The sequence below is a fragment of the Arthrobacter sp. S41 genome (assembly GCF_004320535.1).
Classification (GTDB): Bacteria; Actinomycetota; Actinomycetes; order Actinomycetales; family Micrococcaceae; genus Glutamicibacter.
The window spans coordinates 2,170,815-2,195,140 of sequence record NZ_SIHY01000001.1 but is presented as its reverse complement, the minus strand read 5'-3'; the positions used below and the strand labels follow the sequence as shown (position 1 = coordinate 2,195,140).

At 58.2% G+C, this 24,326-nt stretch carries 22 protein-coding genes; 11 read left to right on the top strand and 11 right to left on the bottom strand.

Features of this window, described 5'->3' with window-relative positions:
• Positions 1-98 precede the first annotated feature (98 nt).
• The 3 genes from EYR88_RS10095 to EYR88_RS10090 form a co-directional block, all read right to left on the bottom strand.
• Complete coding sequence (locus EYR88_RS10095) at positions 99-986, bottom strand: LysR family transcriptional regulator (RefSeq protein WP_131089517.1); 888 nt, start codon at positions 984-986, stop codon at positions 99-101.
• Positions 987-1,103: 117 nt separating this feature from the next.
• Entirely contained in the window at positions 1,104-1,262 is a 159-nt protein-coding gene (locus tag EYR88_RS16040; RefSeq protein WP_165477320.1) for a hypothetical protein, read from the bottom strand.
• Between the two features lie 99 nt (positions 1,263-1,361).
• Entirely contained in the window at positions 1,362-2,384 is a 1,023-nt protein-coding gene (locus EYR88_RS10090) for a LacI family DNA-binding transcriptional regulator (protein WP_131089516.1), read from the bottom strand.
• A 248-nt stretch (positions 2,385-2,632) separates the two neighbouring features.
• On the opposite strand from EYR88_RS10090, the gene EYR88_RS10085 reads away from it, so the two are divergent.
• From EYR88_RS10085 to EYR88_RS10065, 5 genes are read left to right on the top strand one after another with little or no spacing between them, the layout of a single operon-like run.
• Positions 2,633-2,980 carry an L-rhamnose mutarotase gene (locus tag EYR88_RS10085; RefSeq protein WP_131089515.1) on the top strand — a complete coding sequence of 116 codons (348 nt, stop codon included), beginning with the start codon at positions 2,633-2,635 and terminating at the stop codon, positions 2,978-2,980.
• Positions 2,981-3,007: 27 nt separating this feature from the next.
• Positions 3,008-4,180: an L-rhamnose isomerase gene (gene rhaI / locus EYR88_RS10080; RefSeq protein WP_131089514.1), complete on the top strand. Its 1,173-nt coding sequence runs from the start codon at positions 3,008-3,010 to the stop codon at positions 4,178-4,180.
• On the top strand, positions 4,181-5,488 hold the full coding sequence (locus EYR88_RS10075) for an MFS transporter (RefSeq protein WP_207306486.1): 1,308 nt from the start codon (positions 4,181-4,183) through the stop codon (positions 5,486-5,488).
• A 58-nt stretch (positions 5,489-5,546) separates the two neighbouring features.
• Positions 5,547-7,604, top strand: coding sequence for a bifunctional aldolase/short-chain dehydrogenase (locus tag EYR88_RS10070; RefSeq protein ID WP_131089513.1), 2,058 nt, complete (start codon positions 5,547-5,549; stop codon positions 7,602-7,604).
• Positions 7,601-9,085, top strand: a complete 1,485-nt coding sequence (locus EYR88_RS10065) for a rhamnulokinase family protein (protein WP_131089512.1) — start codon at positions 7,601-7,603, stop codon at positions 9,083-9,085. The genes EYR88_RS10070 and EYR88_RS10065 overlap by 4 nt, the downstream gene beginning before the upstream one ends.
• Positions 9,086-9,150: 65 nt before the next feature.
• Here the strand turns inward: EYR88_RS10065 and EYR88_RS10060 are convergent, their stop codons facing one another.
• From EYR88_RS10060 to EYR88_RS10045, 4 genes are all read right to left on the bottom strand, one after another.
• Complete coding sequence (locus EYR88_RS10060) at positions 9,151-9,801, bottom strand: class I SAM-dependent methyltransferase (protein ID WP_131089511.1); 651 nt, start codon at positions 9,799-9,801, stop codon at positions 9,151-9,153.
• A 103-nt stretch (positions 9,802-9,904) separates the two neighbouring features.
• Positions 9,905-11,626, bottom strand: coding sequence for a cytochrome b/b6 domain-containing protein (locus EYR88_RS10055; RefSeq protein ID WP_131089510.1), 1,722 nt, complete (start codon positions 11,624-11,626; stop codon positions 9,905-9,907).
• 2 nt (positions 11,627-11,628) lie between these two features.
• Complete coding sequence (locus EYR88_RS10050) at positions 11,629-12,612, bottom strand: electron transfer flavoprotein subunit alpha/FixB family protein (RefSeq protein ID WP_131089509.1); 984 nt, start codon at positions 12,610-12,612, stop codon at positions 11,629-11,631.
• A gap of 14 nt (positions 12,613-12,626) precedes the next feature.
• Positions 12,627-13,403, bottom strand: coding sequence for an electron transfer flavoprotein subunit beta/FixA family protein (locus EYR88_RS10045; RefSeq protein ID WP_131089508.1), 777 nt, complete (start codon positions 13,401-13,403; stop codon positions 12,627-12,629).
• A 166-nt stretch (positions 13,404-13,569) separates the two neighbouring features.
• Between EYR88_RS10045 and EYR88_RS10040 the strand changes: the two genes are divergently transcribed.
• Positions 13,570-14,679, top strand: coding sequence for a hypothetical protein (locus tag EYR88_RS10040; RefSeq protein ID WP_131089507.1), 1,110 nt, complete (start codon positions 13,570-13,572; stop codon positions 14,677-14,679).
• Positions 14,680-14,699: 20 nt separating this feature from the next.
• On the opposite strand, the gene EYR88_RS10035 is transcribed toward EYR88_RS10040, so the two are convergent.
• From EYR88_RS10035 to EYR88_RS10025, 3 genes are all read right to left on the bottom strand, one after another.
• Positions 14,700-15,125, bottom strand: coding sequence for a DUF1801 domain-containing protein (locus tag EYR88_RS10035; protein ID WP_131089506.1), 426 nt, complete (start codon positions 15,123-15,125; stop codon positions 14,700-14,702).
• Positions 15,088-16,431, bottom strand: coding sequence for an MFS transporter (locus EYR88_RS10030; RefSeq protein WP_242632559.1), 1,344 nt, complete (start codon positions 16,429-16,431; stop codon positions 15,088-15,090). Before EYR88_RS10030 ends, EYR88_RS10035 begins: the two co-directional genes overlap by 38 nt.
• Before the next feature lie 456 nt (positions 16,432-16,887).
• Positions 16,888-18,474, bottom strand: coding sequence for an HNH endonuclease signature motif containing protein (locus tag EYR88_RS10025; protein WP_131089504.1), 1,587 nt, complete (start codon positions 18,472-18,474; stop codon positions 16,888-16,890).
• Between the two features lie 172 nt (positions 18,475-18,646).
• Between EYR88_RS10025 and EYR88_RS10020 the strand changes: the two genes are divergently transcribed.
• The 4 genes from EYR88_RS10020 (at position 18,647) to EYR88_RS10005 (ending at position 22,541) form a co-directional block, all read left to right on the top strand.
• Positions 18,647-18,988, top strand: a complete 342-nt coding sequence (locus EYR88_RS10020) for a DUF1801 domain-containing protein (protein ID WP_242632513.1) — start codon at positions 18,647-18,649, stop codon at positions 18,986-18,988.
• Between the two features lie 81 nt (positions 18,989-19,069).
• Positions 19,070-20,683 (top strand): AMP-binding protein, encoded by a 1,614-nt coding sequence (locus tag EYR88_RS10015; protein ID WP_131089503.1) that lies wholly within the window; start codon positions 19,070-19,072, stop codon positions 20,681-20,683.
• A gap of 200 nt (positions 20,684-20,883) precedes the next feature.
• On the top strand, positions 20,884-22,320 hold the full coding sequence (locus tag EYR88_RS10010) for a glycosyltransferase (protein WP_242632512.1): 1,437 nt from the start codon (positions 20,884-20,886) through the stop codon (positions 22,318-22,320).
• Positions 22,320-22,541, top strand: coding sequence for a hypothetical protein (locus tag EYR88_RS10005; RefSeq protein WP_242632511.1), 222 nt, complete (start codon positions 22,320-22,322; stop codon positions 22,539-22,541). Before EYR88_RS10010 ends, EYR88_RS10005 begins: the two co-directional genes overlap by 1 nt.
• On the opposite strand, the gene EYR88_RS10000 is transcribed toward EYR88_RS10005, so the two are convergent.
• On the bottom strand, positions 22,503-23,198 hold the full coding sequence (locus tag EYR88_RS10000; RefSeq protein WP_131089502.1) for an EAL domain-containing protein: 696 nt from the start codon (positions 23,196-23,198) through the stop codon (positions 22,503-22,505). The two genes, EYR88_RS10005 and EYR88_RS10000, sit on opposite strands and share 39 nt — an antisense overlap.
• 85 nt (positions 23,199-23,283) lie before the next feature.
• On the opposite strand from EYR88_RS10000, the gene EYR88_RS09995 reads away from it, so the two are divergent.
• Positions 23,284-24,318: a GGDEF domain-containing protein gene (locus EYR88_RS09995; protein ID WP_131089501.1), complete on the top strand. Its 1,035-nt coding sequence runs from the start codon at positions 23,284-23,286 to the stop codon at positions 24,316-24,318.
• The last annotated feature ends 8 nt before the right edge of the window (positions 24,319-24,326 follow it).

Sequence of the window (24,326 nt, the reverse complement as noted above, 5' to 3'; positions counted from 1 at the left end):
TGCGTTCCAATACCTTGTCCGAGCTCACCTATGCATTCAGGCTATAAAAGGCTGAGAATCCCTTACTTCATCGGGTGAACAGCTCGCGGAATGGAGGCTTACAGGAAACGAAGGAATTCGGTGAGCGCGGGGTTCTGGAAGGAGCCTCGACGATAGATCGCCCCGATGATGCGCCCGGCACCCTGTGGCAGAGCAAGTTGACGCCCACCGTAAACTTCGGCTGACTTAGCCATGATGCTTGGAACCATGGTGATGGCGCCGGTGGCAATGCTTAGCTGCACTAAAGCATCGCGCTGAGTGGTGGTGATGACCCTGGGCGGGGTGCATCCAAACCCGCGGTAGACCTCGTCGGTGATCTTTCGAATGGAGGTGCCCTGCGGCAGGCTGACAAGGGTGAGACTGTTCAGCAGCTGCGCATCAACCGCTACATTCTCCGGAAGGTCAGCTGAAACTATTGCGGTGAATTCTTGGTGGTGGAGCAACTGCGAGTGCATATCCGCAGGAACGCTGTGGCTGACTCCCAGAGCGAGGTCCGCGCTACCCAGTCGGACCACCTCGATGAGTTGCTCATGGTCTTCGGCGCTGAGGATCTCGATGTGGATTCCCGGATGCTGTTGATGAAATGGGCCGAGGAACTCAGGCAGGACACTGCCAATCAAGGAAGGCAGTCCGGCCACCTTGAGCGAACCGGTAGTCAACTCCCGAGTGGAAGCACCAAGTGCGTTGATGGAAGAGAGCTCATCGAGGATGCGCCGGCCGGCCGGGAGGATGCTTCGTCCAGTATCTGTCAGGTGCATGGTGCGCCCGGCTGCACGGAAAATTGGTACGCCCAAACTGTGTTCAAGCGCCTGGATTCGGCGCGAAAGTGAGGGTTGTGAAATTCCAAGAATGTCAGCCGCTGCGGTGAAGGATCCGTAGTCGACAACTGCGATAACAGCTGATATCTGAGCGAGCGAGATACTGCTGATATCCAGATTCTTGGTCATGGATTCAACGCTAACATGGGCGCTAAAGCGTGACTGGGCAGTGATTAGCCAGTGAACAAACGGCGGGATGCACTCGTTGAGTGCATCCCGCCGTTGAGAAAAGTTTCTTAGTTTTGCTTAGCTCTCGGTACCGTCGATCGCCGCACCGGACGGCGTTGCGCCACCCTCGTCGGTCCAGTCTTGACCGACCTCGTCGTTCAGCGCAGGGTCGGAAACGGTATCTGGCAGTTCGGCTTCATTCTTGTTCAAGAAGGCGTCCGGATTATTTGCAGTCATAATTCCATCCCTTTCGTAGGCTGTAGTGCCAACCTAACAAGATTTGGGTGGTGAATGCATCCCGAGACCTAGTGTTTTCAGGGATTCATAAGCAAGTGATCAGCTTGCGTTATCTGCTCCCACAGTCGACTCACGAATCACCAGTTTGGGTGTGAAAACGAACTGTTCGCGAACTGCGTCCTCGCCCGCTTCGGCTTCACGCAATAGGACATCAACTGCGGTGCGACCAATTTCTTCGGCCGGCTGCCTCACTGTGGTGATCGGGACTACCGCTGATTCAGCAAAGGCAATGTTGTCATAGCCCACCAGCGCGATATCTTCCGGGACCGAGAGTGAACCGGACATCACCAGGGCCTGCAAAATCCCTAAGGCCAACAAGTCATTGGCGGCGAAGATACCGTCCGGACGCTGTTCTGGTTCCATGGCGAGAATGCGTTCGCCTACGGCTCGGCCTTCAAGGACAGTTAGCTGCGCAGTTGGCAGGTACTGCAGTACGGCGTCGGCGGTGCCGGCAATGATTGACTGCGCGCCTTCGAGGCGATGTTGGACCTGTTCGATGCTTTGTGGTCCGCCGACAAAAGCGATGCGCTTACGGCCCAGATCCACCAGGTGCTGTGCCGCGATGCGGCCACCTTCAACGTCATTAACTGAAACCGAGGAGAAGCTGCGGTCCCCACTTCCACGGTCTACCAAAACTACTGGGGTGCCGGAGTCGCGAATTTTCCATAGGCGACTCAGATCGCTATGCATGGGGGAGATGAGTACGCCGGCCACTCGTTGCTCTTCGAAGAGATCTAGTAGCTGGCCTTCGGTGGTTAGAGAGCTGTCGCTGGATCCCATCAATACGGTGTAGCCATTGTCTAGAGCTCGGCGTTGTGCGCCCTGGGTGACGTCCATGAAAAACGGGTTGCGCGCGTCAAGGACGACAAGTCCGAAATTTCGGCTGTGTCCGGCCCGCAGCTGTCGTGCCGCGTCGTTGCGGACGAAGCCAAGCTTCTCAATTGCTGCGGCAACCTTGTCGACGGTGCGTTCGGAAACGACCTGAGGGCGGTTGAGCACATTGGATACTGTGCCCACGGAAACTCCTGCTTCGGCGGCGACTTCCTTAACGCTGACGGCCACAGAGGATTCCTGTTCTTTTTGATGATGGTCTTCTTGCGAGTATATCCCGAGTAGCCCGTTTACAGGCTTACACAACCTTATTTTGAAAGGTTTCAAAAATATTTCATTGAGTGATCGATTCCGGCTTGATCTAACTCAGTGAAGTAGCTTACACTCAATAAATCGGGTGATTGAAACGATTCATTTTCATAAAAATGAGACTCACCCGAATCCACTTACAACGACGTTGGTAACCGAAGGGAAAACGAGTGCGAGTCTGCTTCCAGCTTCAAGTCGTCCCGAAGCTCATGGACCAGTACATCGAACGCCATCAACAGGTGTGGCCAGAGATGCTGACAGCCATCAAGGACGCGGGACGTCGCAACTACTCGCTCTTCCTTCGAGAAGACGGGCTGTTGATTGGTTATTACGAAACAGACGATGACCAGGCAGCCCAAGCAGCCTTAGACGCCGATCCGCGCACCGCGAAGTGGGAAGCGCAAATGTCAGAATTTTTTGTCAGTCTCGACGGCCGCGCAGACCAAGGGGCCCAACGGCTCACCGAAGTATTCAATTTGGAAGATCAACTGGCGCAATTTCCAGCAACCACGCACTAGTACAAAGCTTTAGAAATGGAGAGGTCAATGGGCACAACGTTGAGTCCCGAAAACCTGCAAACCCTGAACCGTCTAGCCATCGAAGTCCCTTCATGGGCCTATGGAAATTCCGGCACTCGCTTTAAGGTGTACTCCACCGCTGGCACTCCACGCGATCCTTTTGAGAAGATCGCCGACGCTGCCGAAGTTCATCGGCTGACCGGCCTAGCTCCATCGGTGGCATTGCACATTCCATGGGACAAAGTTGAGGACTTCGGTGAATTGCGTACCCATGCCGAAAACCTCGGCGTCCGCCTAGGAACCATCAACTCCAATACCTTCCAAGATGATGACTACAAGTTCGGTGCACTGACCCACGAGGATCCAAAGATCCGACGCAAGGCCATTGACCATCACCTTGAATGCATCGATGTCATGGACTCCACCGGTAGCCAAGACCTAAAGATCTGGCTTGCCGAAGGCTCCAACTATCCAGGACAAGCTGACATGCGCGGGCGCCAGGATCGGTTGTCCGACTCGCTGGCTGAAATTTACGCACGGCTACACGGCGAGCAACGACTGGTCTTGGAATACAAATTCTTCGAACCAGCTTTTTACCACACCGATGTCCCTGACTGGGGTACCTCCTATGCTCAGGTGGCTGCCCTAGGCGAGCGCGCCATGGTGTGCCTAGACACCGGACACCATGCCCCGGGCACCAACATCGAGTTCATCGTGATGCAGCTACTGCGTCTGGGCAAACTCGGCTCCTTCGACTTCAACTCGCGCTTCTACGCCGATGATGACTTGATCGTTGGCGCCGCAGATCCTTATCAGCTCTTCCGCATCATGGCTGAGGTGATTCGCGGCGGCGGGTTGGAAGAAACAAGCACCATTTCCTTCATGCTGGACCAGTGCCACAATGTGGAGAACAAAATCCAAGGCCAAATTCGCAGCGTACTCAACGTTCAGGAAATGACGGCTCGTGCCCTACTGATCGACCGCGTTGCGTTGACCGAAGCCCAGATCTCCGGAGATGTGCTGGTCGCCAACGAGATCTTCATGAACGCTTTTTACACCGACGTCCGCGCGCAGCTTGAAGCCTGGCGGGCCGAGCGTGGACTACCAACCGACCCGATGCAGGCCTTCCGCGAATCGGACTACCAAACACGTATAGAAGCCGAACGCACCGGCGGAGTACAAGCAGGATGGGGAGCCTAAATGGGTACCGTAGCAACGAAGCGCGGCATCTCCGGATGGAAAGCCACCATCGCGGTGGCGATGAGCAACTACATCGAAGCCGGCGCCATCATCGCGCTCGCCACCAGCCTGAGCTTGTGGCAGAACGCCTTCGGATTTGAAGACTCACTCGTTGGCGTGATCGCGGCAGTCTCGGCCAATGCCTTCGGCGCGGCCCTTGGCGCGATGATTGGTGGACCGCTCTGTGACCGCTTGGGTCGTAAGTTCATCTACACCTATGACCTGATGGTCTTTATGCTCGGCGCATTGCTGATCACTTTCACCTTCAACACCGCCCTGCTCGTCATCGGCGTAGTCCTCATGGGCATCGCGGTGGGCGCCGGTGTTCCGGCCTCCTGGACCTATATCGCCGAGGAAGCTCCGCAAGAATCTCGCGCCGCCCACGTGGGTACCGCGCAGTTGGCTTGGTCCTTTGGTCCGGCCGTTGGCTTCGCATTGGCGATCATGGTTGAACCGCTGGGAGTGGCCGGTTCGCGCCTGATCTTCTTCCATCTGTTTATTGTGGCCGCCGTGACCTGGTGGGTGCGCCGCGGACTGCCCGAATCTACTCGGTGGAAAGAGCAACGGGCGCAGGAGCTGGCCAACGGTACCAAGGTATCCTTCTTCTCCGGCATCCGAGGCCTGCTGGCCGAACGCAAAAACTGGTCCGCCCTGTTCTTCCTGATCGGTGTGTATGGACTATGGAATACCGTGGCCGGTCAGGCCGGAATTTTCCAGCCGCGAGTCTACGCAGCTGCCGGCGTGGTATCAGCCACGCAGCAGAACCTGCTGCAGGTATTGGTTTGGGTGCTCACCGCTGCCGCCACGTACTTCGGCTTCATGAAATACGGGGATCTAGTATCTCGGCGGTGGTTGTACTTCACCGGCGCCTTGCTAGGCATTGCCGCCTGGGCAGTGCTGATCTTTGTACCGCCTGGCACCTTCTCACTGCTGTTTTACGCAGTGGCATGGGGCATCTCCGCTGGTATCGGAGCGCAGGCGTTCTACGGTTTGTGGACCGCTGAGCTCTTCGCCACCAAATACCGTGCCAGCGCCCAGGGTGTCCTTTTTATGCTGGCTCGTGTTCTGGTCGGTCTGCTGTCGCTGGTCTTCCCGGTGCTGCTGACCAACATGGGACTGGAGAAACTCGGCCTGCTGATCCTTGGACTGCTCGCTGCAGCCTTGCTAATTGGAACCATCTGGGCTCCCGAAACCCGCGGCAAGTCCCTCGAAGAAATTGAAGTATCTCGTTACGGCAAGCTAGTGGCACCCGACAAGATCGACGCCTAAGCACCAGACCGCCTGATCACCATAACGCAGATCCCTGAGACGAACTACTGAGAGAATCATGACTCAAAGCATCACATCAACGAGCACCAGCGTAGCTGGGCAGCTCATCGAACGCTCCAACCGCCTAGGGCAAGACAAGAAAAACACCAACTACGCCGGTGGCAACACCTCAGCCAAGGGCAGCGCCATCGACCCGGTCACCGGCGAGAATCTTGAACTGCTCTGGGTCAAAGGCTCCGGCGGCGACTTGGGAACGCTCACCGAACAGGGACTATCCACCCTGCGCTTGGACCGTATGCGTTCACTGGTACAGGTCTACCCCGGGGTGGAACGTGAAGATGAAATGGTGGCCGCCTTCGACTACTGCCTGCACGGCAAGGGTGGCGCAGCGCCATCCATCGACACGGCCATGCATGGTCTGGTCAACGCCAATCACGTTGACCATCTGCACCCTGACTCTGGCATCGCCATCGCCACCGCCAAAGACGGCCGCGAACTGACCGCCAAGATCTTTGGCGACAAAGTGGCCTGGGTGGATTGGCGTCGTCCGGGCTTCCAGCTCGGACTAGACATTGCCCGAATCAAGGATGAAAACCCACAAGCGGTGGGCTGCATCCTTGGCGGTCACGGAATCACTGCTTGGGGAGACACCAGTGAAGAATCGGAGGCGAACTCACTGTGGATCATCGATACTGCCGCCGCGTACATTCAGCAGCACGGAGCACCCGAACCTTTTGGTGCGATAGTTGCAGGTTTTGAAGCCTTGCCCGAATCTGAGCGTCGTACTCGTGCCGCCGCATTGGCGCCAACCATTCGCGGTTTGGTCAGCACCGACAAGCCAATGGTCGGCCACTTCAGCGATGACGAGCGGGTATTGGCGTTCCTTTCACGCCAAAAGCTGGCACAGCTAGCTGCACTCGGCACCAGCTGCCCAGATCATTTCCTGCGCACCAAGATCAAGCCGATGGTTCTAGACCTGCCGGCATCGGCAAGCATTGAGGAGCAGCTGGAGCGGCTCAAAGAATTGCACGGGCAATACCGCGAGGACTACCAGCGCTACTACGAGAGCCACAAGGATGGAAACTCCCCGGCCATGCGCGGAGCGGACCCCTTGATTGTCCTGGTTCCCGGCGTGGGCATGTTCTCCTATGGAGCCAACAAGCAGACTGCACGAGTGGCCGGTGAGTTCTACCTGAACGCCATCAACGTGATGCGTGGCGCCGAAGCACTCTCTACCTACACCCCAATTTCTGACGCGGAGAAGTTCCGCATCGAATACTGGGCGTTGGAAGAAGCCAAACTGCAGCGTATGCCCAAGCCCAAGTCCCACGCTGGCCGTATTGCCTTGGTGACAGGTGCAGCTTCGGGCATTGGTAAAGCTGTGGCCAAGCGGCTGGCTGCTGAAGGTGCATGCGTGGTGATTGCCGATCTGGATCTGGCCAAGGCGCAGGACGCAGCCGCCGAACTGGGCAACAGCGATGTTGCCGTGGGTGTAGCCGCCAACGTTGCGGATGCCGACGCCGTACAGGCCGCCATCAACGACGCAGTGCTGGCCTTTGGTGGGCTGGACTTGGTGGTCAACAACGCTGGGCTCTCGCTATCGAAGCCCCTGCTTGAAACCACGGAAGCAGACTGGGATCTTCAGCACGATGTGATGGCTAAAGGTTCGTTCTTGGTGTCCAAGGCTGCGGCTAAGGTGCTGATTGAGCAAAAGCTTGGCGGTGACATCATCTACATTTCCTCCAAGAATTCCGTATTTGCTGGCCCCAACAATATTGCTTATTCAGCCACCAAAGCTGACCAAGCTCACCAGGTTCGTTTGCTTGCTGTTGAGCTGGGCGAGCATGGAGTCAGGGTTAACGGCATCAACCCTGATGGTGTGGTGCGAGGTTCAGGAATCTTCTCCTCGGGTTGGGGCGCTCAGCGTGCTGCGACCTATGGTGTGGCCGAAGAAGACTTGGGCCAGTACTATGCAAACCGCACAATTTTGAAGCGAGAAGTTATCCCTGAAAACATTGCTGACGCAGTATATGTACTGACCGGACCAGAATTAACCCGAACTACTGGGTTGCACATTCCAGTGGATTCTGGGGTTGCAGCAGCCTTCCTGCGATGAGTGAAGAGATTAAGCTCAGGCCGGTTGCGGCCATTGATTTAGGTGCAACTAGCGGTCGGGTCATGATTGGTGAACTGGTGGACGGGAAAGTTCAGCTGACCCTTTGCCACCGTTTTGCCAACGGGCCGGCGCCGTTAGACCAGCTTGAAGACGGCGCATCAGCCCAGGCTTTGGCCTGGGACATTGACGGGGTGTGGGCGCAGATTCGTATTGGCCTGAAAAAGGCCTTTGCGCTGCGTCCGGACATCGCCAGTATTGGCGTGGACTCTTGGGCCGTGGACTATGCACTGCTCAAAGAAGGTCAGCGTCTAGGCCAGGTGCGCCACTATCGGGACCCACGCAATGAGCAGGCGGTTCCTGATCTTGAATCTAAGTTCAGTCGCGCGGAACTATTTGAGCGCAACGGACTGCAGTACCTTCCGTTTAATACTGTGTATCAACTGCAGGCGGAACACAGCGATTCCCGGTTGGCTCAGGCGGATCAACTGCTGTTGGTACCCGACTACGTCAACTGGCTACTGACCGGCCATGCACGCTGCGAATGGACCAATGCCTCCACCACCGGGCTGCTTAACCAGCGAACGGAAAGCTGGGATGAGGATTTGGTGCAGCACCTCGGGGTTGGCGACTTGCTGGCTCCAATTATTCATCCGGGTCAGGAAGTGGGTTCCTTGCTGCCCGAGTTGGCCCGCGAATTTGGGGTCTCAAACCCGGTATCGGTGGTGGCGGTTGCGTCGCATGACACCGCAAGTGCGGTGGCAGCGACCCCGCTGACCAGCGAAAAATCAGCCTACATCTCGTGTGGCACATGGGGTCTGGTCGGTGTAGAACTGGGCGAACCGGTGCTGAGCCAAGAGGCTCAAGAGGCGGGGTTCACCAATGAACTCGGTTTGGACGGGTCGGTACGGTTCCTCAAAAACGTTACCGGCACATTCTTGCTTAGTGAGTCGGTGAGCTATTGGAATCAGCAAGACAAGTTGGCCGCAGGGCCTGAAGTTCAGTTGAGTGGCCTCCTTACAGAGGCCGAAATCCTGCCCGCTGCTGGGGTGCTGATTGATCCGCAACATAAGATGTTTCTCGCTCCCGGGCAGATGCCGGTACGCATCAACGAGGCGATTGTGGCTGCCGGTGGTAGGGCGCCGGAATCTCGTGCGGAGTTGATCCGCGTGGTCATCGAGTCCCTCGCTGCCAGTTTTGCCCGCCAAGCGCGAGAAGCCGCACGCTTAGGTGGATTCGAGTTAGCAGACATCCACATTGTTGGCGGCGGATCTCAAGGCGAATTGTTGTGCCAGCGCACCGCTGATCACGCTCAGGTACCGGTGATCGCCGGGCCGGTTGAATGCACTGCCCTGGGCAATGTGATGGTGCAGCTGAACGTGATAACGCAAGGTACCAACAAGGCCGAAGACCTGCGTACGGTCGTTCGCCGTTCCGTAGATTTGCGTCACTATCAACCAGATAGTGCGCTCAAGCTGGTTTAGATCCGTGTGGGAATCTAAACCATCACTGATCCTCCAGCCCCGCGGGCTGGAGGATCACTTCATGCTTATTTGTTTCGCTGAACAAACACCACGGAATCTTCCATAACCGCCGGTTCCCCGTTGGGTGCGGTGATGGTGCGTTCGCGAAGCTCAGCGGTGTGAATGCTCCACTGCACCGGGTCCAGGTCCAACGCCTCAAGTTCCTGCTCGGGGCTGGGGAAGATGGGCAGCTCATGCTCCGGAATCTGCGCGAAGGATGGCAAGGACGCATGCGATAAGGCCAGCAGGTGACCGCCGGGTGCAACAAAGCTTGCAGCCTTGCGCAAGAATTCAGCGCGAGGGAACTGGAATGGCGCCTGGAAGAAACTCAGGGTCACCAGATCAAAGCTCTGCTTTGTATCCCACGCATCCAGATCCGAAGCCACAAACTGTGCTGCGCTGGGATCAATTCCATGCTTTTTCGCTTCCTCAACAGCGCGAGAGATCGCGGTCGGGGAGATGTCCAGCCCGGTGGCCTGCCAGCCATTGGACGCCAGCCACAAAACATCGCCGCCTTCTCCGCAGCCAATATCCAAGGAGGTCCCTGGGGTTAATGGAGCCACCAGATCTTCAATGACCTTATTAACCTTGCCCGACCATACTCGTTCCGATTGCCCGTAGTGCTTTTCCCAGAAGGCAACGCCTTCAAGTTCTTCGGTATTGTGCTGGTGGCTCATTAGTGCCGTCCTGTTCTGATTCGTCAGTCTCTATTAACCGACCGTACCGGCAGGGGAGTGAAGCACGCGAGGTAATTTGCGTCAGCGGCAAGAATTGGCAAAGTTAGCGAGAACTGACCTTTCCGAAGAACCGTGCGATGGAGGCAAGGACCATCGGCCTGCAGGCAATCCATGCGCCGATGATGGCCAGCAAAGACAGTGCAAAGTAGAGCAATCCTGCCCAGTTGTCCGCGTACGCAGTGGGATCGGTCGAACCTTGCGCAGCGTACATATGGTTCAGATTGCGCAAAGCGCCGGTGGAGAACACCAAGATCACATGGACAAGTATGAACAAGACAAAATAGAGCATGGTGGGGAAGTGCAGTGCACGTGCCCACTCGATAGGGTACCGCTTGCTCAGTGCTGGGTTTTTAGGCCAGAACGCACTCAACCGGAATCCGGTGATTGCAGCCAACGGTGCAGCGATGAATACGGTGATGAAGTAGGCCAGCTGCTGCAACGAGTTGTAATTGACCCAACCATTTTCAGTTGGCCAATCCAAGCTCAGATACTGCAGAGCCGCCGAGAGTGCGTTCGGGAAAACTTCCCAAGACGTAGGGATGATTCTCATCCAATGTCCTGTTGCGAACAGCACGATGACAAAGACCAAACCGTTGATAATCCAGAGCAAATCCAGGCTTTGATGCAACCACAAGTTGATGCTGACCTTAGGGCTGCGCTTAGATGACCAATAGGCTGGCGGCTTTTTCTGGTGTCGGACCAGCATTCCTGAACGGATGATCAGCACCATCAGGAAGAAGTTGAAGAAGTGGTTCCATGCAAGCCATGCGGGAACGCCAACAGGAGCCGACTCAGGCAGGTGGTATTCGCCCGGGTAGCGATCGATGAACGCGGCAACTGCATCGATGCTGGCAATGCCGCGAGCCACCAGGACCACCGCGGTGGCCATGCCCAAGGCACAGAACGCACCGAGCACCGAAGCCAAAACCCATTGTTTGGTGGTCCATGGACCATGGCGTTTTGGCTCTGTTTTCGTTGGCGCTGGCGTTGCAGTTGGCTTTGAAGGCGCGGCAGCCGGTGCTTGTGCAGCTGGCTTTGCCGGCGCCTTGACTGGTTGTTCTGTTGGGCTTGGTGCTGGTGCGGTAGTTGCCGCAATAACTTCCGGCTGCGCTTGGGGTTCCAGAACCGGGGCCGCGGAGGTATCCACAACCTGTGCCGGTGGCGTAGCAATAGTCTTCGTCTCTTCAACCGGAGGCTGGATTGGAGCGGGCGACGCAGGAGACGACGGAGCAGAAGCGATGAAACTACTTGGTGGCCAAGCTTCACCGTCGGCTACCCGAGGCAGCCCTCGTCTGATTGTTGCGCTTTCCCCACCTGTTGCAATTGGGCTGGCAAGGGCAGTGGTACTCGCGGGTGCAACTTCTGCAGCAGCGGCGTCAGGCTCGACTTCAGCTTCAGCAGGTGCAGCAGAATCGGCTACCGGTGCCGCAACAACTGGCTCCGACCGAGCAGGCGCCGCGGCAGAGGTAGTAACCAGTGTTTGTGCCGGAGGCCAGGGTTGCCCATCAACGATCCGGGGTAATCCTTGGCGTAGCGACTTGGCAGGTGTTGCCGACGCAGGAGCAACATCAGAAATAACCGCAGGAGCAAGGTCAGCAACAACCTCGGAAGTGACTTCTGGGGCCTGTGGCGCGACATCGCTTTCAACCGCTACCGGCGGCGCAACGGGTTCGACTTGAGGCACTACCTCGGTAACCGGCGGCCACGGATCTCCACCGGCTACACGGGGCAAACCCTGGCGAAAGGTACTAGATGTTGGGCTCATGATTACTGCGCCTTGCGTGCTTCCAGCGCGGAGATCAACTGCGGAACAACTTTGAACACATCGCCAACAATGCCAAAGTCAGCAATTTCAAAGATTGGTGCATCGCTGTCTTTGTTGATCGCCACAATGGTTTTTGCCGTCTGCATCCCAGCCTTATGCTGGATGGCTCCGGAGATGCCGAGGGCAACGTAGAGCTGCGGCGCCACGGCCACACCGGTCTGACCCACCTGGGCTGCGTGCTCAATGTAGCCAGCATCAACGGCTGCGCGTGAGGCACCTACACCGGCGCCCAGCGCATCGGCCAGCTGGTAAACCAATTCAAACTGCTCGGCACTACCCAGACCTCGACCGCCGGAGACAACACGGGTGGCGGTACGCAGCTCGGGACGAGCGGAGTCGCTCGTAGCTTGTTGGATCTCGTGCACTTCGATTTCTGGGCTATCACCAGCGGTCAGTTCAAGGGCGGTAATGTTCGCTTCTTGGCTTGATGCACGAAGCTCGCTACTGCCCACCCGGAGGGTGATCACCGGGGCACCAAAGGTGGGCGCACTGAAAGTTGAATAGGCGCCACCATAAATTGAGTGGCTGGCCATGATGCCTTGCTCATCGCGTTGTACACCCAGCGCGTCCACGCTTACCGCTAGCTTGTTGCGTACCGCAAAACGGGCTGCGACCTCACGCGAGGTGAGTGTGTGGCCCAACAATACCGCTTGGGGCTGGACTAGGTCATAACCATTCTGCAAGGCGTCGGTCAATGGAGCGCTGAGGATGGTGGAGCCGGTACTGGCGGTCAGTACCGATGCGGCACCACCTTGAGCTGCCTGAGTGGCGAAGGACTGAAGTTTTTCCTCAGTTCCGGCCACCAGCGCAACCGGTGTGCCAATGCTGCTGGCAGCACCAAGTAGTTCGGCGTAGTTGCTGGCCAGCTCACCGTTGGACGTGGTTTCGAGGAACACCAGAATGGAATCCGGGGCAAAAGTTGTCATGATTTTTTCTCCGCTCACACCAGGTTGTTCTTGGCCAGGTACTCAACCAGCGCAGCCGCTGCCGCTCCGTCGTCATTCATGATCGTGCCAGCCTCACGCGGTGGTCGTTGCTCAACGGCAAGCATGATGGACCGAGCCGTATCCGTAGGCAGTGCTTCAACGCCAAGATCCGCAAGCGTTAGCACCTCGATCGGCTTTTTCTTGGCGGCCATAATGCCTTTAAAGTTGGGGAATCTTGCATCGGGCAAGGCCTCGGTGATCGAAGCGATGGCCGGAAGCTTGGCGCTAATCTGCGCGGTAGCCCCCTGAAGCTCGCGGGTTCCGGTGATCTGGCCCTCGGCGATTGATATCGCGGACAGTGAGGTAGCCGCAGGCAGGTTGAGCAGTTCAGCGAGCATCACCGGCAGCATCCCGGCCGAACCATCGGTGGACATGTTCCCGGTGAGGATCAGATCGTAGTCTTCCCGGCGTAGCGCGGCAGCCAAGACCTGCGCGGTCAGAACCAGGTCCGCGCCAAGAAGTTGTTCGTCGCTGATCTGCACGGCGGCGGCCGCACCCATGGCCAGAGATTTGCGCACCGTGGCTTGAATGGACTCTGGACCCATGCTCAGCACGGTGATCTGAGTTGCCGGATCTGCATCCAACACCTTGAGCGCCACTTCCAAGGTGCGCTCGCCGATTTCATCAAGCACCGACTCGGAGGCGGAACGTTGCGCCAGCCCGGTGTACATGTTCAGTTCCCGGTCCGCTCCGGTGTCCGGAACTTCCTTGATTAGAACGGCGATCTTCATTCGGATTCTCCCTCGTACCGCAAATGCTAGGACTTCCAAGTTTCTCTGTTGATCATCATGTCCGATTACCGCAGGCAGGTCAATGGTGGCGCGTGGGTTACCGCAAATCGTGGGTGCACCGTAGTCTTGAGACCGAGACCAGTATCGCTAACTCGAAGGATCACTCATGGGCAGCAAAAAGCGTCAAGGTAAGAAGAACTCCGGCGCAGGAAACCCTGCAAAATCCGCACCACGAGGACGTAGCGTTTACCGCATTCAGGTAGAGCAGTATCTGGAATCCTTGCGTGCGCCATACACCGCTTGGGTCACCACCGCGGTCCCGGCCTTCTCCCCAGAAGATGCCGCCACCGCCGCGTCCATCCAGCTCAACGTTGTTGGAGCAGTAGGCGGCGAATACGCGCAGCGCGCCAACAGTTCCAACCTGCACAACATCGACGTTGACCTCTTTGGCGAGACCCTGGCCGAGTACCTGGTATCCCTGGACGACGCAGTGGCGCCGGAGCCGATCTTCAGCGCCTGGCTGGATTACCTCAGCTTTGTTGAAGAGAACAAGCTCTGGGAGGGCGAATCCGAGGACTTCCAGGCTCTGCGCGAAATGCTCGAGGACACCCTTGATGGCTTTGCCGAAAGCGACGCGGAAATCTGCGAACTGCTGCGTGCCACCGAACTGTTTAAGCAGGTTAAAGCCTTCGCGCTGGCCCTGGGTGACGGGGTGGACATGAGTGATAGCAGCGAAGAGTCCACCGCGGCACGCACCCGCGTACTGCGCGCAGTTGGCGTGGACCCGGAATCCTTTGACAATGATGAGCCAGCACCGCTGGCCTTCACCTACGTTTGGGGCGCAGCTCGTCTGTCCGTCGTCACCTACGACGGCCCGGTCATGACCTTGGATGAAGAGTCCTACGACCTGGTGGTGGACGGTGCTGAAGCCGGCAGCGCTCAGCTGCTCTTCGAGATGGCCGTCGGCGCAGTCCAGGCCCACCTGAACCCCGCCTTCGACGTCACCCTGCGCGATGAGGCCCACTACCTGGTGCTGCGCAACCTGCTGGTTACCGCCTCTACCGGACGCGATGGCGACCTTGAAGGCCTGCGCCGCAATGTGGGACCGAAGATTTACGACGCGGTTCTGCCCGAAGCCCAGGCTGCCATGGAATCACTGGCTAACTATGGACTACTGACCAAGGATGGTGATAACTACAGCATCGACGAACGCCTGGTGCCAGTAATCTCCGCCGGTATTACCGAGGTGGAAACCTTCTTCGAAGAAGCCGAATAACACCGGTCGCCGTCCCCGCTTTAGCCCGCAGTTTGATCCGGGCGTGAAGCGGCGATGGCGATCAGTTTTTTAAGCACCTCAAGGTCGATATCCTCTAGTTTGCGCACGTACACACACCCCATACCTTCGGTGTATTTACCCAGTTGTTCCAGGAGCGCGGCCCCTTCGGGCATATCTTTTAGCCCATAAATGGACAGCTGTGCCTTGCGTGGAGAGAACCCGGTTTTAGGCCAGAGGCCAGTATTTTTTGGGTTGGACGGCGAAACGTAGGTATAGGTTCCGTAACCAACAATGCTCGGCCCCCACATCACCGGAGTCTCGCCGGTGACCTCACTGAAAATTCGCTCCAGCTCTTCACCATCTACCCGACGCTTTGCTGGGGTGGCTGCCGCGATGAAATCGTGGACATCAACGTCGGTGGGAAGGGTCTTCTGGGTTGTTGCCAAGTTCTTGCTCCTGAAGTGTTGTGGGCTCCTCTGCTTGGAAAATTGTGGAGAGCTTGCGGTACTGCTTGGTGCCCATAGCTAAGAATGCCACCAAGATCATGATCAGCCCTCCGACAAGGAAGATCAAGGCAATGCCACGGGCCTGACCGTCGCCGAGCAACCACCCCAGTTGCGTAGTTCCCTCGTCGCTACGCATGTACGGGATGATCCAATACTGCGCCAGCGGTGCAATGAGGAATGCGGTAATCGGCGCGGCCGCGGCCTCCATCATCTGGGCAAAGCCGAAGACTCGACCCTGCCTGCGGAAAGTCACCACTTTTTGTATCACTGTTTGTTCCGAGGCTTCAACGGCTGGAATGAGCATCATGTACAGCCAGATTCCCACGATGTAGAGCCACGTCCATTCGCGAATCGTGAATGTTGCGCCCAGTAGACCCATCGCTGCTACCAGCCAGAGCATGGTGCGAATCGGGTTTTTGCCCAATCCGAATTTGGCAATCAACAAACCGCCAACAATGAACCCGGTGGAAGCTAATCCAAAGGTCAATCCCCACGACTGGACGGACATGATGGTCAACCCGTAGGGATCCATCAACGCCATGTATGTGCCACCGATGAAGTTGTTAAACATCGAGAAGATGATCAGCGCGAACAGTCCTGGGATGGCCATTACCGTGGTGAATCCGAGACGCAGATCGCTGGTTTTGGTGCGGCCTTCTTCCTTTTCAGGTTCCTCTTCCGGAATCGAAATCCCCACCAAGTGCAGCATGGTCAGCACCACCATCGCGATGGAAATGACCAACGTCCACCCCATCCCCAACCAGCCGATGGCAAGACCACTAAAAACGCTGGTGATGATAAACGCGATGCCCTGCACCGTGCCAACCAGACCATTGGCGTTGGCATGACGTTCTTGGGGTATTAGCAGCGTGACCGTTGTGGACAGAGCGATTCCACGCATCTGTTCAACGATGGCCCCAAAGAGGATCACCAGGCAAAAGAGCCAGAACTGCCATCCGCCGACATTCAGGATGTCCTTTGTAGGTAACCAAAGATAGATCAGTCCGGCCAAGCTGAACGTGACTGCGGTGATCATTGCCGAGAATACAAACACGGACTTCTTGCGGTGGTTGTCCACGATGGTGCCAAAAACCATGGAGAACACGGCAATCAGCAACATGAACGCACCGCCAATAATGCCGGTAGCCATCACGTTTTGAGTTTCGAGATAAACCCAGAAGGTCAGTGCAAACCACAGGAAGCTTGTGCTGAAGTTGGCGATCGCGGTGTTGATCAGAATATGCATAAAACTACGCTGACCATCGGCCGGCACCACGCGCGTCGCGTTGTCGGGCGGTGTCGAATTGTCAGTTTGCTCGTCACTCATGAGGTGACCTGCTCTAGTTGGTGCCAGTGGTTGTAGCAACAGGATACTCTGGCCGGTCAGGACAGCGATAGCTGTTTAATGTGGATCCTCTAGCTCTCGTTCACTGACGGAAAATTTCCGTCATGCCGGGCAACGAGAAAAGTCCGCAGTAAAGGGTGGGATGAAGTGGGGACGATACTGACGGAAAATTTACGTCATCCGTGCTCGGCGCACTCAATGGACTCAACGAGTGAAGGCGTTGGGCACAGCACAATTTGCAGCAAGCACCGTTTTCTTTCCTGATGCTGCTGCATTCTCGGGTCGTATGGGAGATCTGGGTCAATCGTGATGACGGAAAACTTCCGTCACTGCACACCCCTCGATGGGGCTTGACGCCTAGGCCGCGTCCGGATGCTGTCCGGGCGGATCATTGTTGGGGTCGTCAATCGTGATTCTTACGTCGCCACCGCTAACCGTGGTGGGGTGGCCCAGCACGCGTAGCGTTGCCGGGGTCAAATGGACCTTGCGTTCGGGGCAGCGATCATTGGCGTGCTCAAAGTGCTGAACATTGTCTACGCTGCCGGGAACGACGAGGGAATTTAGGCCGTGCGGTGTGCGCCAGCACTTAGAACCGTCGGGGCGGTTGATGACCTTCCAGCCCAAAGCGTGCTTGAACATCTGGTGCTGCTTGCACAGTAATTCGGTGTTGGCACGGTTGGTGTGTCCGCCGGTTTCCCAGGCGTCGACGTGATCAACTTCGGAGTTATCTGCGGTGCGTCGGCATCCGGGGTAGCAGCAGTGCTGGTCGCGAGCGCGGAGGAATTCCTTGAGCACCCGAGTGGGCTTGTAGCGTTTGCGGCCAACATCCATCACGGCTCCGCTGAATGGATCGGTGAGCATCGGAATGATGGATGGAGCATCCTTGGCAATTTGTAATGCCGCACCCATGGGGATCGGCCCGTACCCTTCCAAGTCCGCCAGGGCACGGTCTGGATTGGCAATCATCTGCAGGGCAGGGATCGTGACGACTACCCGAGGCTTGAGCGGTGTGCCATTGGTGGTGGGCCATCCATTGATCAGCGCATCACAGAAGATGTCTGCTTCTAGCTGTGCTTGAGTGCGGGTGTCTTCGGGATCGTTATGCAAGGTGGCCTCGTACTTGAGCGTGTTCACTATGGACTTCACATTGACGCTTGGTGCCACGAGCTTCAACGCGGACATCCCATCCTGCAAATCCCAGCTACTTACCTTTCTAGCATCCGCGGCTTTCTTGTGGCGAGCGTCCGCGGACTCCGGGCGGACCTGATCATGGAAGCGACGGATGCGCTGCGTGATGGTCTCATCACTAGCGGTAGCCGCAATGGGCAACAGATTCTCCTGCATCAGGTTGATCTGTTCCTGCGTCAGGTCCTGCGAATACTTCACCATGGCCCGCGCTGCGGCCGCAGTGATCTGTCCAGCGGCCAAGGCCTGAAGGGTTTCTGGGCAAACGTGGCGCAGCCCTTTGGCCGTGAACATGCGTCCGCGAGCCTTTTCGGTTGTTTCTCGAAGCGCGATCGCAGCTTCAGCGACAAAGTTGGAGGTGATGACCTGGTCACTAGTTGGATCAACGCGGTAGTAGTTCGCGCAGAGCCGTTCGCGTCGTTCCTGCTCGGTTTCAAAGTGGGGTTTGGTGACGGTGTCCTCGGCGAAAGCTTGAGCAACCTGTTCCACACTGTCGGCCATGATCGCGGCGCTGACCGCGGAGAGCATGCTGTCCAGCTTCTGAACTTTCTCTAGTCGAGCCAGACCATCACCAGGGCCGTTGAGCGGACCGGCGTTGAAGAGCTCATCAACTAGTTCCTTCATTGGTCCGTAGAACATCTGGTGCTCTAGGTGGTCGGTGAAGAAGGAGTCTGACTGTGACTCGCTGCGTGTGGCAGGCGGGTCCAGCGGTAGGCGATGTTCATCATCGTCATCGGGTTCAAAATATGGATGTGTCATGCTTAAATTTTCCTGCTGCCCACCGACGGTTTGGACTGAATTTGCGCGGTTTTATGGCCTTGGGGCCGATGGTTATGGGATTGTTAGGTAGTGGCCAGAAAGTCACGGTTTGGCCACACGATGACGGCGCAAAATCTGCGCTTTTCGGTAAGACTTTAGAGGAGATACGACGATGATTTTTGGCAAAAAGGGCGATGAGGCAGTTCGCAACAAACTCGGTTCGGCGCCAGCACCTTATGGCCAGATTGCGCTGCGCTTGCACGAGCTGATTAGCCAGAGCGCTCCTTCGCTTGAACCAATCGTTCGCTGGGGCCTGCCGTTCTACGTTAAAGACGGAAAGGATGTCTGCTACATCAAGCCAGGCAAGGAATATGTGGTCTTTGGTTTTGGTGAAGTAGTGAACCCGGCGTTTGAAGAAGGTGCGCACATGCACCCTGTGGCTTGGACGATCACCTCACTTGACGATGCCACCGAAGAGAAGATTCGCGCGTTGCTCCAGAAGGCTGCCGGCTGATAGTTGGCAGGTTGATGGCCCCGGACTATTGTCTAAAATGTGACGCAGTGCACAATTTAGAACAGGTTGAAAGGTGTCCAGATGAAGTCCTATGCCAAGGGCGAGAGCGAACCGAAGCTACTAGATGAGACGATTGGCGCTAATTTTGAGCGCACGGTGGCCCGTCTGGGAACTGCCGAGGCGTTGGTGGAATCTAGTAGCGGGCGACGCTTCAGTTGGCAGCAGCTGGATGATCAAATCAACTCTCTAGCCAAGGGCATGATCGCCGCGGGACTCAATCCGGGGGATCGCGTAGGAATCTGGTCACCAAACTGCGCCGAATGGGTTTTTACCCAATACGCCACGGCAAAGATTGGCGTCATTTTGGTGAACGTGAACCCGGCCTACGGCACCCATGAATTCGCCTACGCGGTCAACCACAGTGGGCTGCGGATGCTGATGGCCGCGACCGAGTTTAAGACCAGCAACTACCGAGCAATGGTGGAGCAAACGCGCACCGATACTCCGGGACTAGAACGCGTGGTGTACCTGGATACCGATGACTGGCAGCAGCTACTTGATGAGGGTTCATCCGTCCAGGACGCGCAACTAGCGGCTCGACTGGCCGCCACCAAACCCGAAGACCCTATCAATATCCAGTACACCTCGGGCACCACGGGATACCCCAAAGGTGCCACGCTCAGCCACCGTAATATCCTGAATAATGGCCATCAGGTCACCGGCATGATCGATCTGGATGAGCACGACCGGCTGTGCATTCCGGTGCCGTTTTATCACTGCTTCGGCATGGTGATGGGCAATCTGGGCTGTACCTCGCGCGGTGTCACGATGATCATTCCGGCCCCGGGCTTTGACGCGGAAACCACCCTGCGTGTGGTGGCAGAGGAAAAGTGCACCGGCCTGTACGGGGTGCCCACAATGTTCATCGCCATGCAAAACCACCCCAAGTTTGCCAACTACGATCTCTCTGCGCTGCGCACCGGAATTATGGCCGGCTCCATCTGTCCGGTAGAAGTGATGCGCCGCTGCGTTGAGGATATGGGGATGGGCGCGGTATCTATCGCCTACGGCATGACCGAAACCAGTCCGGTTTCTTGTCAGACCCGCAGCGACGATGACTTTGAGCGTCGCACGGCCACCATCGGCCGGGTGCACCCCCACGTGGAAATCAAGGTGGTCGATCCGCTGAGCAGTGAAACGCTTGAGCGCGGGGAAACCGGCGAATACTGCACCCGAGGTTATTCGGTGATGCTCGGCTACTGGCGGGATGAGGAAAAGACCAAAGCGGCCATCGACGATGAGGGTTGGATGCATACCGGCGATCTGGCGGTGATGCGCGAGGATGGCTACTGCACCATCGTGGGCCGAATTAAGGACATGATCATCCGTGGCGGCGAGAATATCTACCCGGCAGAAATTGAGGAGTTCCTCTACCAGCACCCGGATATCGAGGACGTTCAGGTTATCGGTGTACCCGATGAAAAGTATGGCGAGGCAGTGTGCGCCTGTCTGCGCATGAAAGCCGGACGAGCACCACTGGATATTGATGCGCTGCGGGAATACTGCGCGGGGCAATTGGCGCACTTTAAGGTTCCGGCCTATGTGCAGATCGTTGAAGATTTCCCCACCACGGTCACCGGCAAGATTCGCAAAAATCAGTTGCGTGAGGTGGCCGCGAAATCGCTGCAGCTCTAGGGCGTGCCCCGTTCATCGGGTGCTGGGGGAACGCGGTGCTTTTGCCGGAGGTGAGTTGCGTCTCCGCCAGGTGCCGAGCCACGCAAAAAGATGCTAGCTTTGCTAAGTAACTTTCTTGGGCAAAATCGTCGGAGACGCCTGCGACAGGCCCGTGCGTGCGGTGCCGCACGGTGATCCCGTAACGTGAACGGAGCGCGTACGTGCAAAAGCATTTCAGCCGATGGGTGGGCATCGCTGTCGTCCTGATTGTCGTGGCCGCGGCCGCGCTGCTGTTGTGGTCCATCAGCCTCAGCGGCAAGCCGGTGTCGATGTGGAACCCAGTGGAGCTGCGGATCGGCGCGCTCTGGACCACGTTCTACAGCACAGAGCTGCCCGATCTGTCCATCCTGGTATTCGCGGTGTCGGCCGCGGCGATGCTGGTGCTGCTGGTGGTGCTTGGCGAGCGCTTCGTGACCTGGCGCTATCGCCGTACGCCAATCCAGAAATCGAGCCGACCGCTGGCGCCGAAAGCCGTGATGGCTCGCACCCGCGGTGTCCACGCAGGCGAAGTCACCGTGACGGTGCTGATTCCTGCGCACAACGAGGAAGCTTCCCTGCCCTTTACGCTCAAGGCCCTCGAGGAGCAGAGCTTCAAGCCATCGCGGATCATCGTGGTGGCCGACAATTGCACCGATGCCACCGTTGCGGTGGCCCGCGAGCACGGTGTCGAGGTCTTCGAATCGGTGGAGAACAAGCACAAGAAGGGCGGGGCGCTGAACCAGGCGCTGCAGGCCATTTTGCCGGCGATGGGCGATAACGACTGCGTCATGGTGATGGATGCGGATTCGCAGATCGGCGCCGGATTCCTGGAAACCGCGAAGGACCGGTTCACCTGGGACCGCGCGCTGATGGCGGTGGGCGGTCTCTTCCACGGCGAAGAGGGACATGGGCTGCTCGGCCAGTTCCAGCGCAACGAATACACCCGCTACCAGCGCGAGATCGAGCGCCGCAATGGCAGGGTCTTCGTGCTCACCGGCACTGCCTCGGTCTTCCGCACCGCGGCCCTGCGCACAGTGGCCGCGGCCCGCGGCACCACGCTGCCGGGCAACCCGGGCGAAGTCTACGACACCGCCGCGCTGACCGAGGACAATGAGCTGACCATTGCGCTGAAGACCCTCGGCGCGCTGACCACCTCGCCGACCAGCTGCACGGTGGTCACCGAGCTGATGCCCAGCTGGAAGATGCTCTGGGCCCAGCGCCTGCGCTGGCAGCGCGGTGCGCTGGAAAACCTGGGCGCCTACGGGGTGAGCGCGCAGACCTCGCGCTACTGGGCGCAGCAGATCGGCATCGGCTACGGGGTGATTGCCCTGTTCAGCTACTTCGCGCTGATGCTCATCATGATGGTTTCGATGGACACCTGGGTGTGGTTCCCGTTCTGGATGCTGCTCGGGGCGCTCTTCGCGGTGGAACGCATCGTCACCGTCTGGCATGGCGGATGGCGCGCGCGGATCGTCGCGGCCCTGGTAATCCCGGAGCTCGTCTACGACGCGTTCCTGGATCTGGCCTTCCTCAAGGGCGTGGCGGATATCGCCTTCGCCCGCAGCGCGGATTGGAAGCATGTCGAGCACGCAGGTGCCGCACGGAAGGAATTGGGCTGATGGTGGAACTTCTGGTGCACGTGCCGCGCGGGATCATCCTGCCCGAGAGCGTGCTGCTCAGCGACTGGTTCGCGGTGCTGGCCTCATTCGTCGCGATCAACACCGTGCTATACCTGGTGCTCGGGCTGGTGAAGCTGCTGCCGGTGATCCGCCTGAAGAGCACGCGGGGCCGCGAACGGCGTTCAGAAACCCGGAGTATCGATCCCGAGGCGTTGCCGTAGCCCGGCCATCGCTTCAGGAAGCTGCTGTGCGTCGAGGCCGGGGCTGAAGTAGAAGCCCTGGGCGTAGTCGAAGCCCAGATCCTGGGCCAGGGCCAGATGCTGCGCGGTTTCCACGCCTTCGACCAGCGTCTGCGCATTAATTTCGCGGGCTGCGGCCAGCAGCAGATCCACATGCTCGTGCGCTGCGGCCGATGACTGGTAGCGGATGAACAGCGACCGGTCCAGCTTCACGATATGGGGCTTGAGCATGGTGATGCGTTCGCGGGTTGCATAGCCGATTCCGGCATCGTCAACCAGCAAGAGGCAGCCGAGCTCATCGGCGCTGATCCGGGCCCTGCCGCACAGTTCCGGTGCGGAGAGCTCATGCAGTTCCAGGCCCCAGGCCAGCCGGGGATCCAGCTGTGGGTGCTGCTGGGCGAAAGCATCGATGGCCGGCCCTGAAGCGTTCATGGTGAGCAGCAGGCCATCGGGGATGGCCTGGCTGGCGTCAAGGATCTGGTCCAGGGCGCGCAGTTCGAGGCCAACTAGGCTGCCTGCAAGGCGCGCTTCATCGAAATGCGCCTGGGCAGTGCGGCCATCGCGGAACCTGGCCAGCGCTTCGAAGCCTGTCAGGGCATGGCGCTGCAAGTCGATGAGTGGCTGGAATACGAATTTCATGATGCGCCGATCAGGCCGAAATTGAAGGACTTTGCCGTTGCAGTGTTGCGCGGTTGGCTAGTGGAAATCTTACAATGGACTGGATATGGATACGCGGTTTCAGGGGAAAAAGGACCGGCGGGCCCGGGCGGCCGTCGGCTGGTGGTACCGGCTGCTGCCGCCCAGGGTTCGGGCCATCAAGCGCCCGGAAGTAGCGGTAACCGGGTTTATCGCCTGCTTCTTCATACTCTTCTACCTGATCAACTTGACCTACGACTTCGAGTCGGTGGTCAGGGAGTACCTGGGCTATGTCCGCTTTGCCGGGGCGATCCTGGTGCTCTTGCTGATCTACATCAAGATGGACCGCTTCCCGCTGTGGATCGGCTACCTCGGGGCGCTGACCGAACTTGTCGCCTTCGGCTACTTCGTGGGACTCTCCTCGGATTTCGAGCAAATCGCGTTCCGGCTCCAGGAGTTCCCGTTGATCACCCTGTATCTGGCCTGGCTCTTCGACCCCAGGCTGGTGCGGGGGACCATCTACCCGGTGCTGGCTGGGACCCTGTACCTGGCCTACTTCTACGGGCCGCAGTCAGGCATGGCGCTGCACAGCGGATGGCTCAATGTGCTCAGCCTGCTGCTGCTGACCATCGGCGCCTCCGTGATCGGCAGCTATGTGAAAGCCCGCTTCCACTACCAATCCGAAGTGGACGAACTCACCGGGGCGGTCAATCGACGGGGGCTGCAGCTGCGCGGGGAGCTCCTGCTCGCTTCCTTCCAGCGCTCCCGCCGGCCGCTGGCGGCGGCCCTGCTGGACATGGACAAGTTCAAGGCGATCAATGATGAAGGCGGCCATGAGGCGGGCGACCGGGCCCTGAAAGCCCTGGTGGCGCATCTTGAGGCGACCACGCGCCGAAACGACCTGGTGGCTCGCCTGGGCGGCGATGAGTTCGTGATCCTGTTCCCCAGCACCACACGCACCCAGGCGCAGCTCCTGATGGCTCGCGTGCAGGGCTCGTCGTCGCAGGCATGGAGCTTTGGGGTTGCGCAGGCGCGCAAGGACGACAACCTGAGCACGATGATCCTGCGTGCGGATCGGGACATGTATGCCTCGAAACGCGATCGGGCCGCGCGCGAAGGCTGAAACCCGGG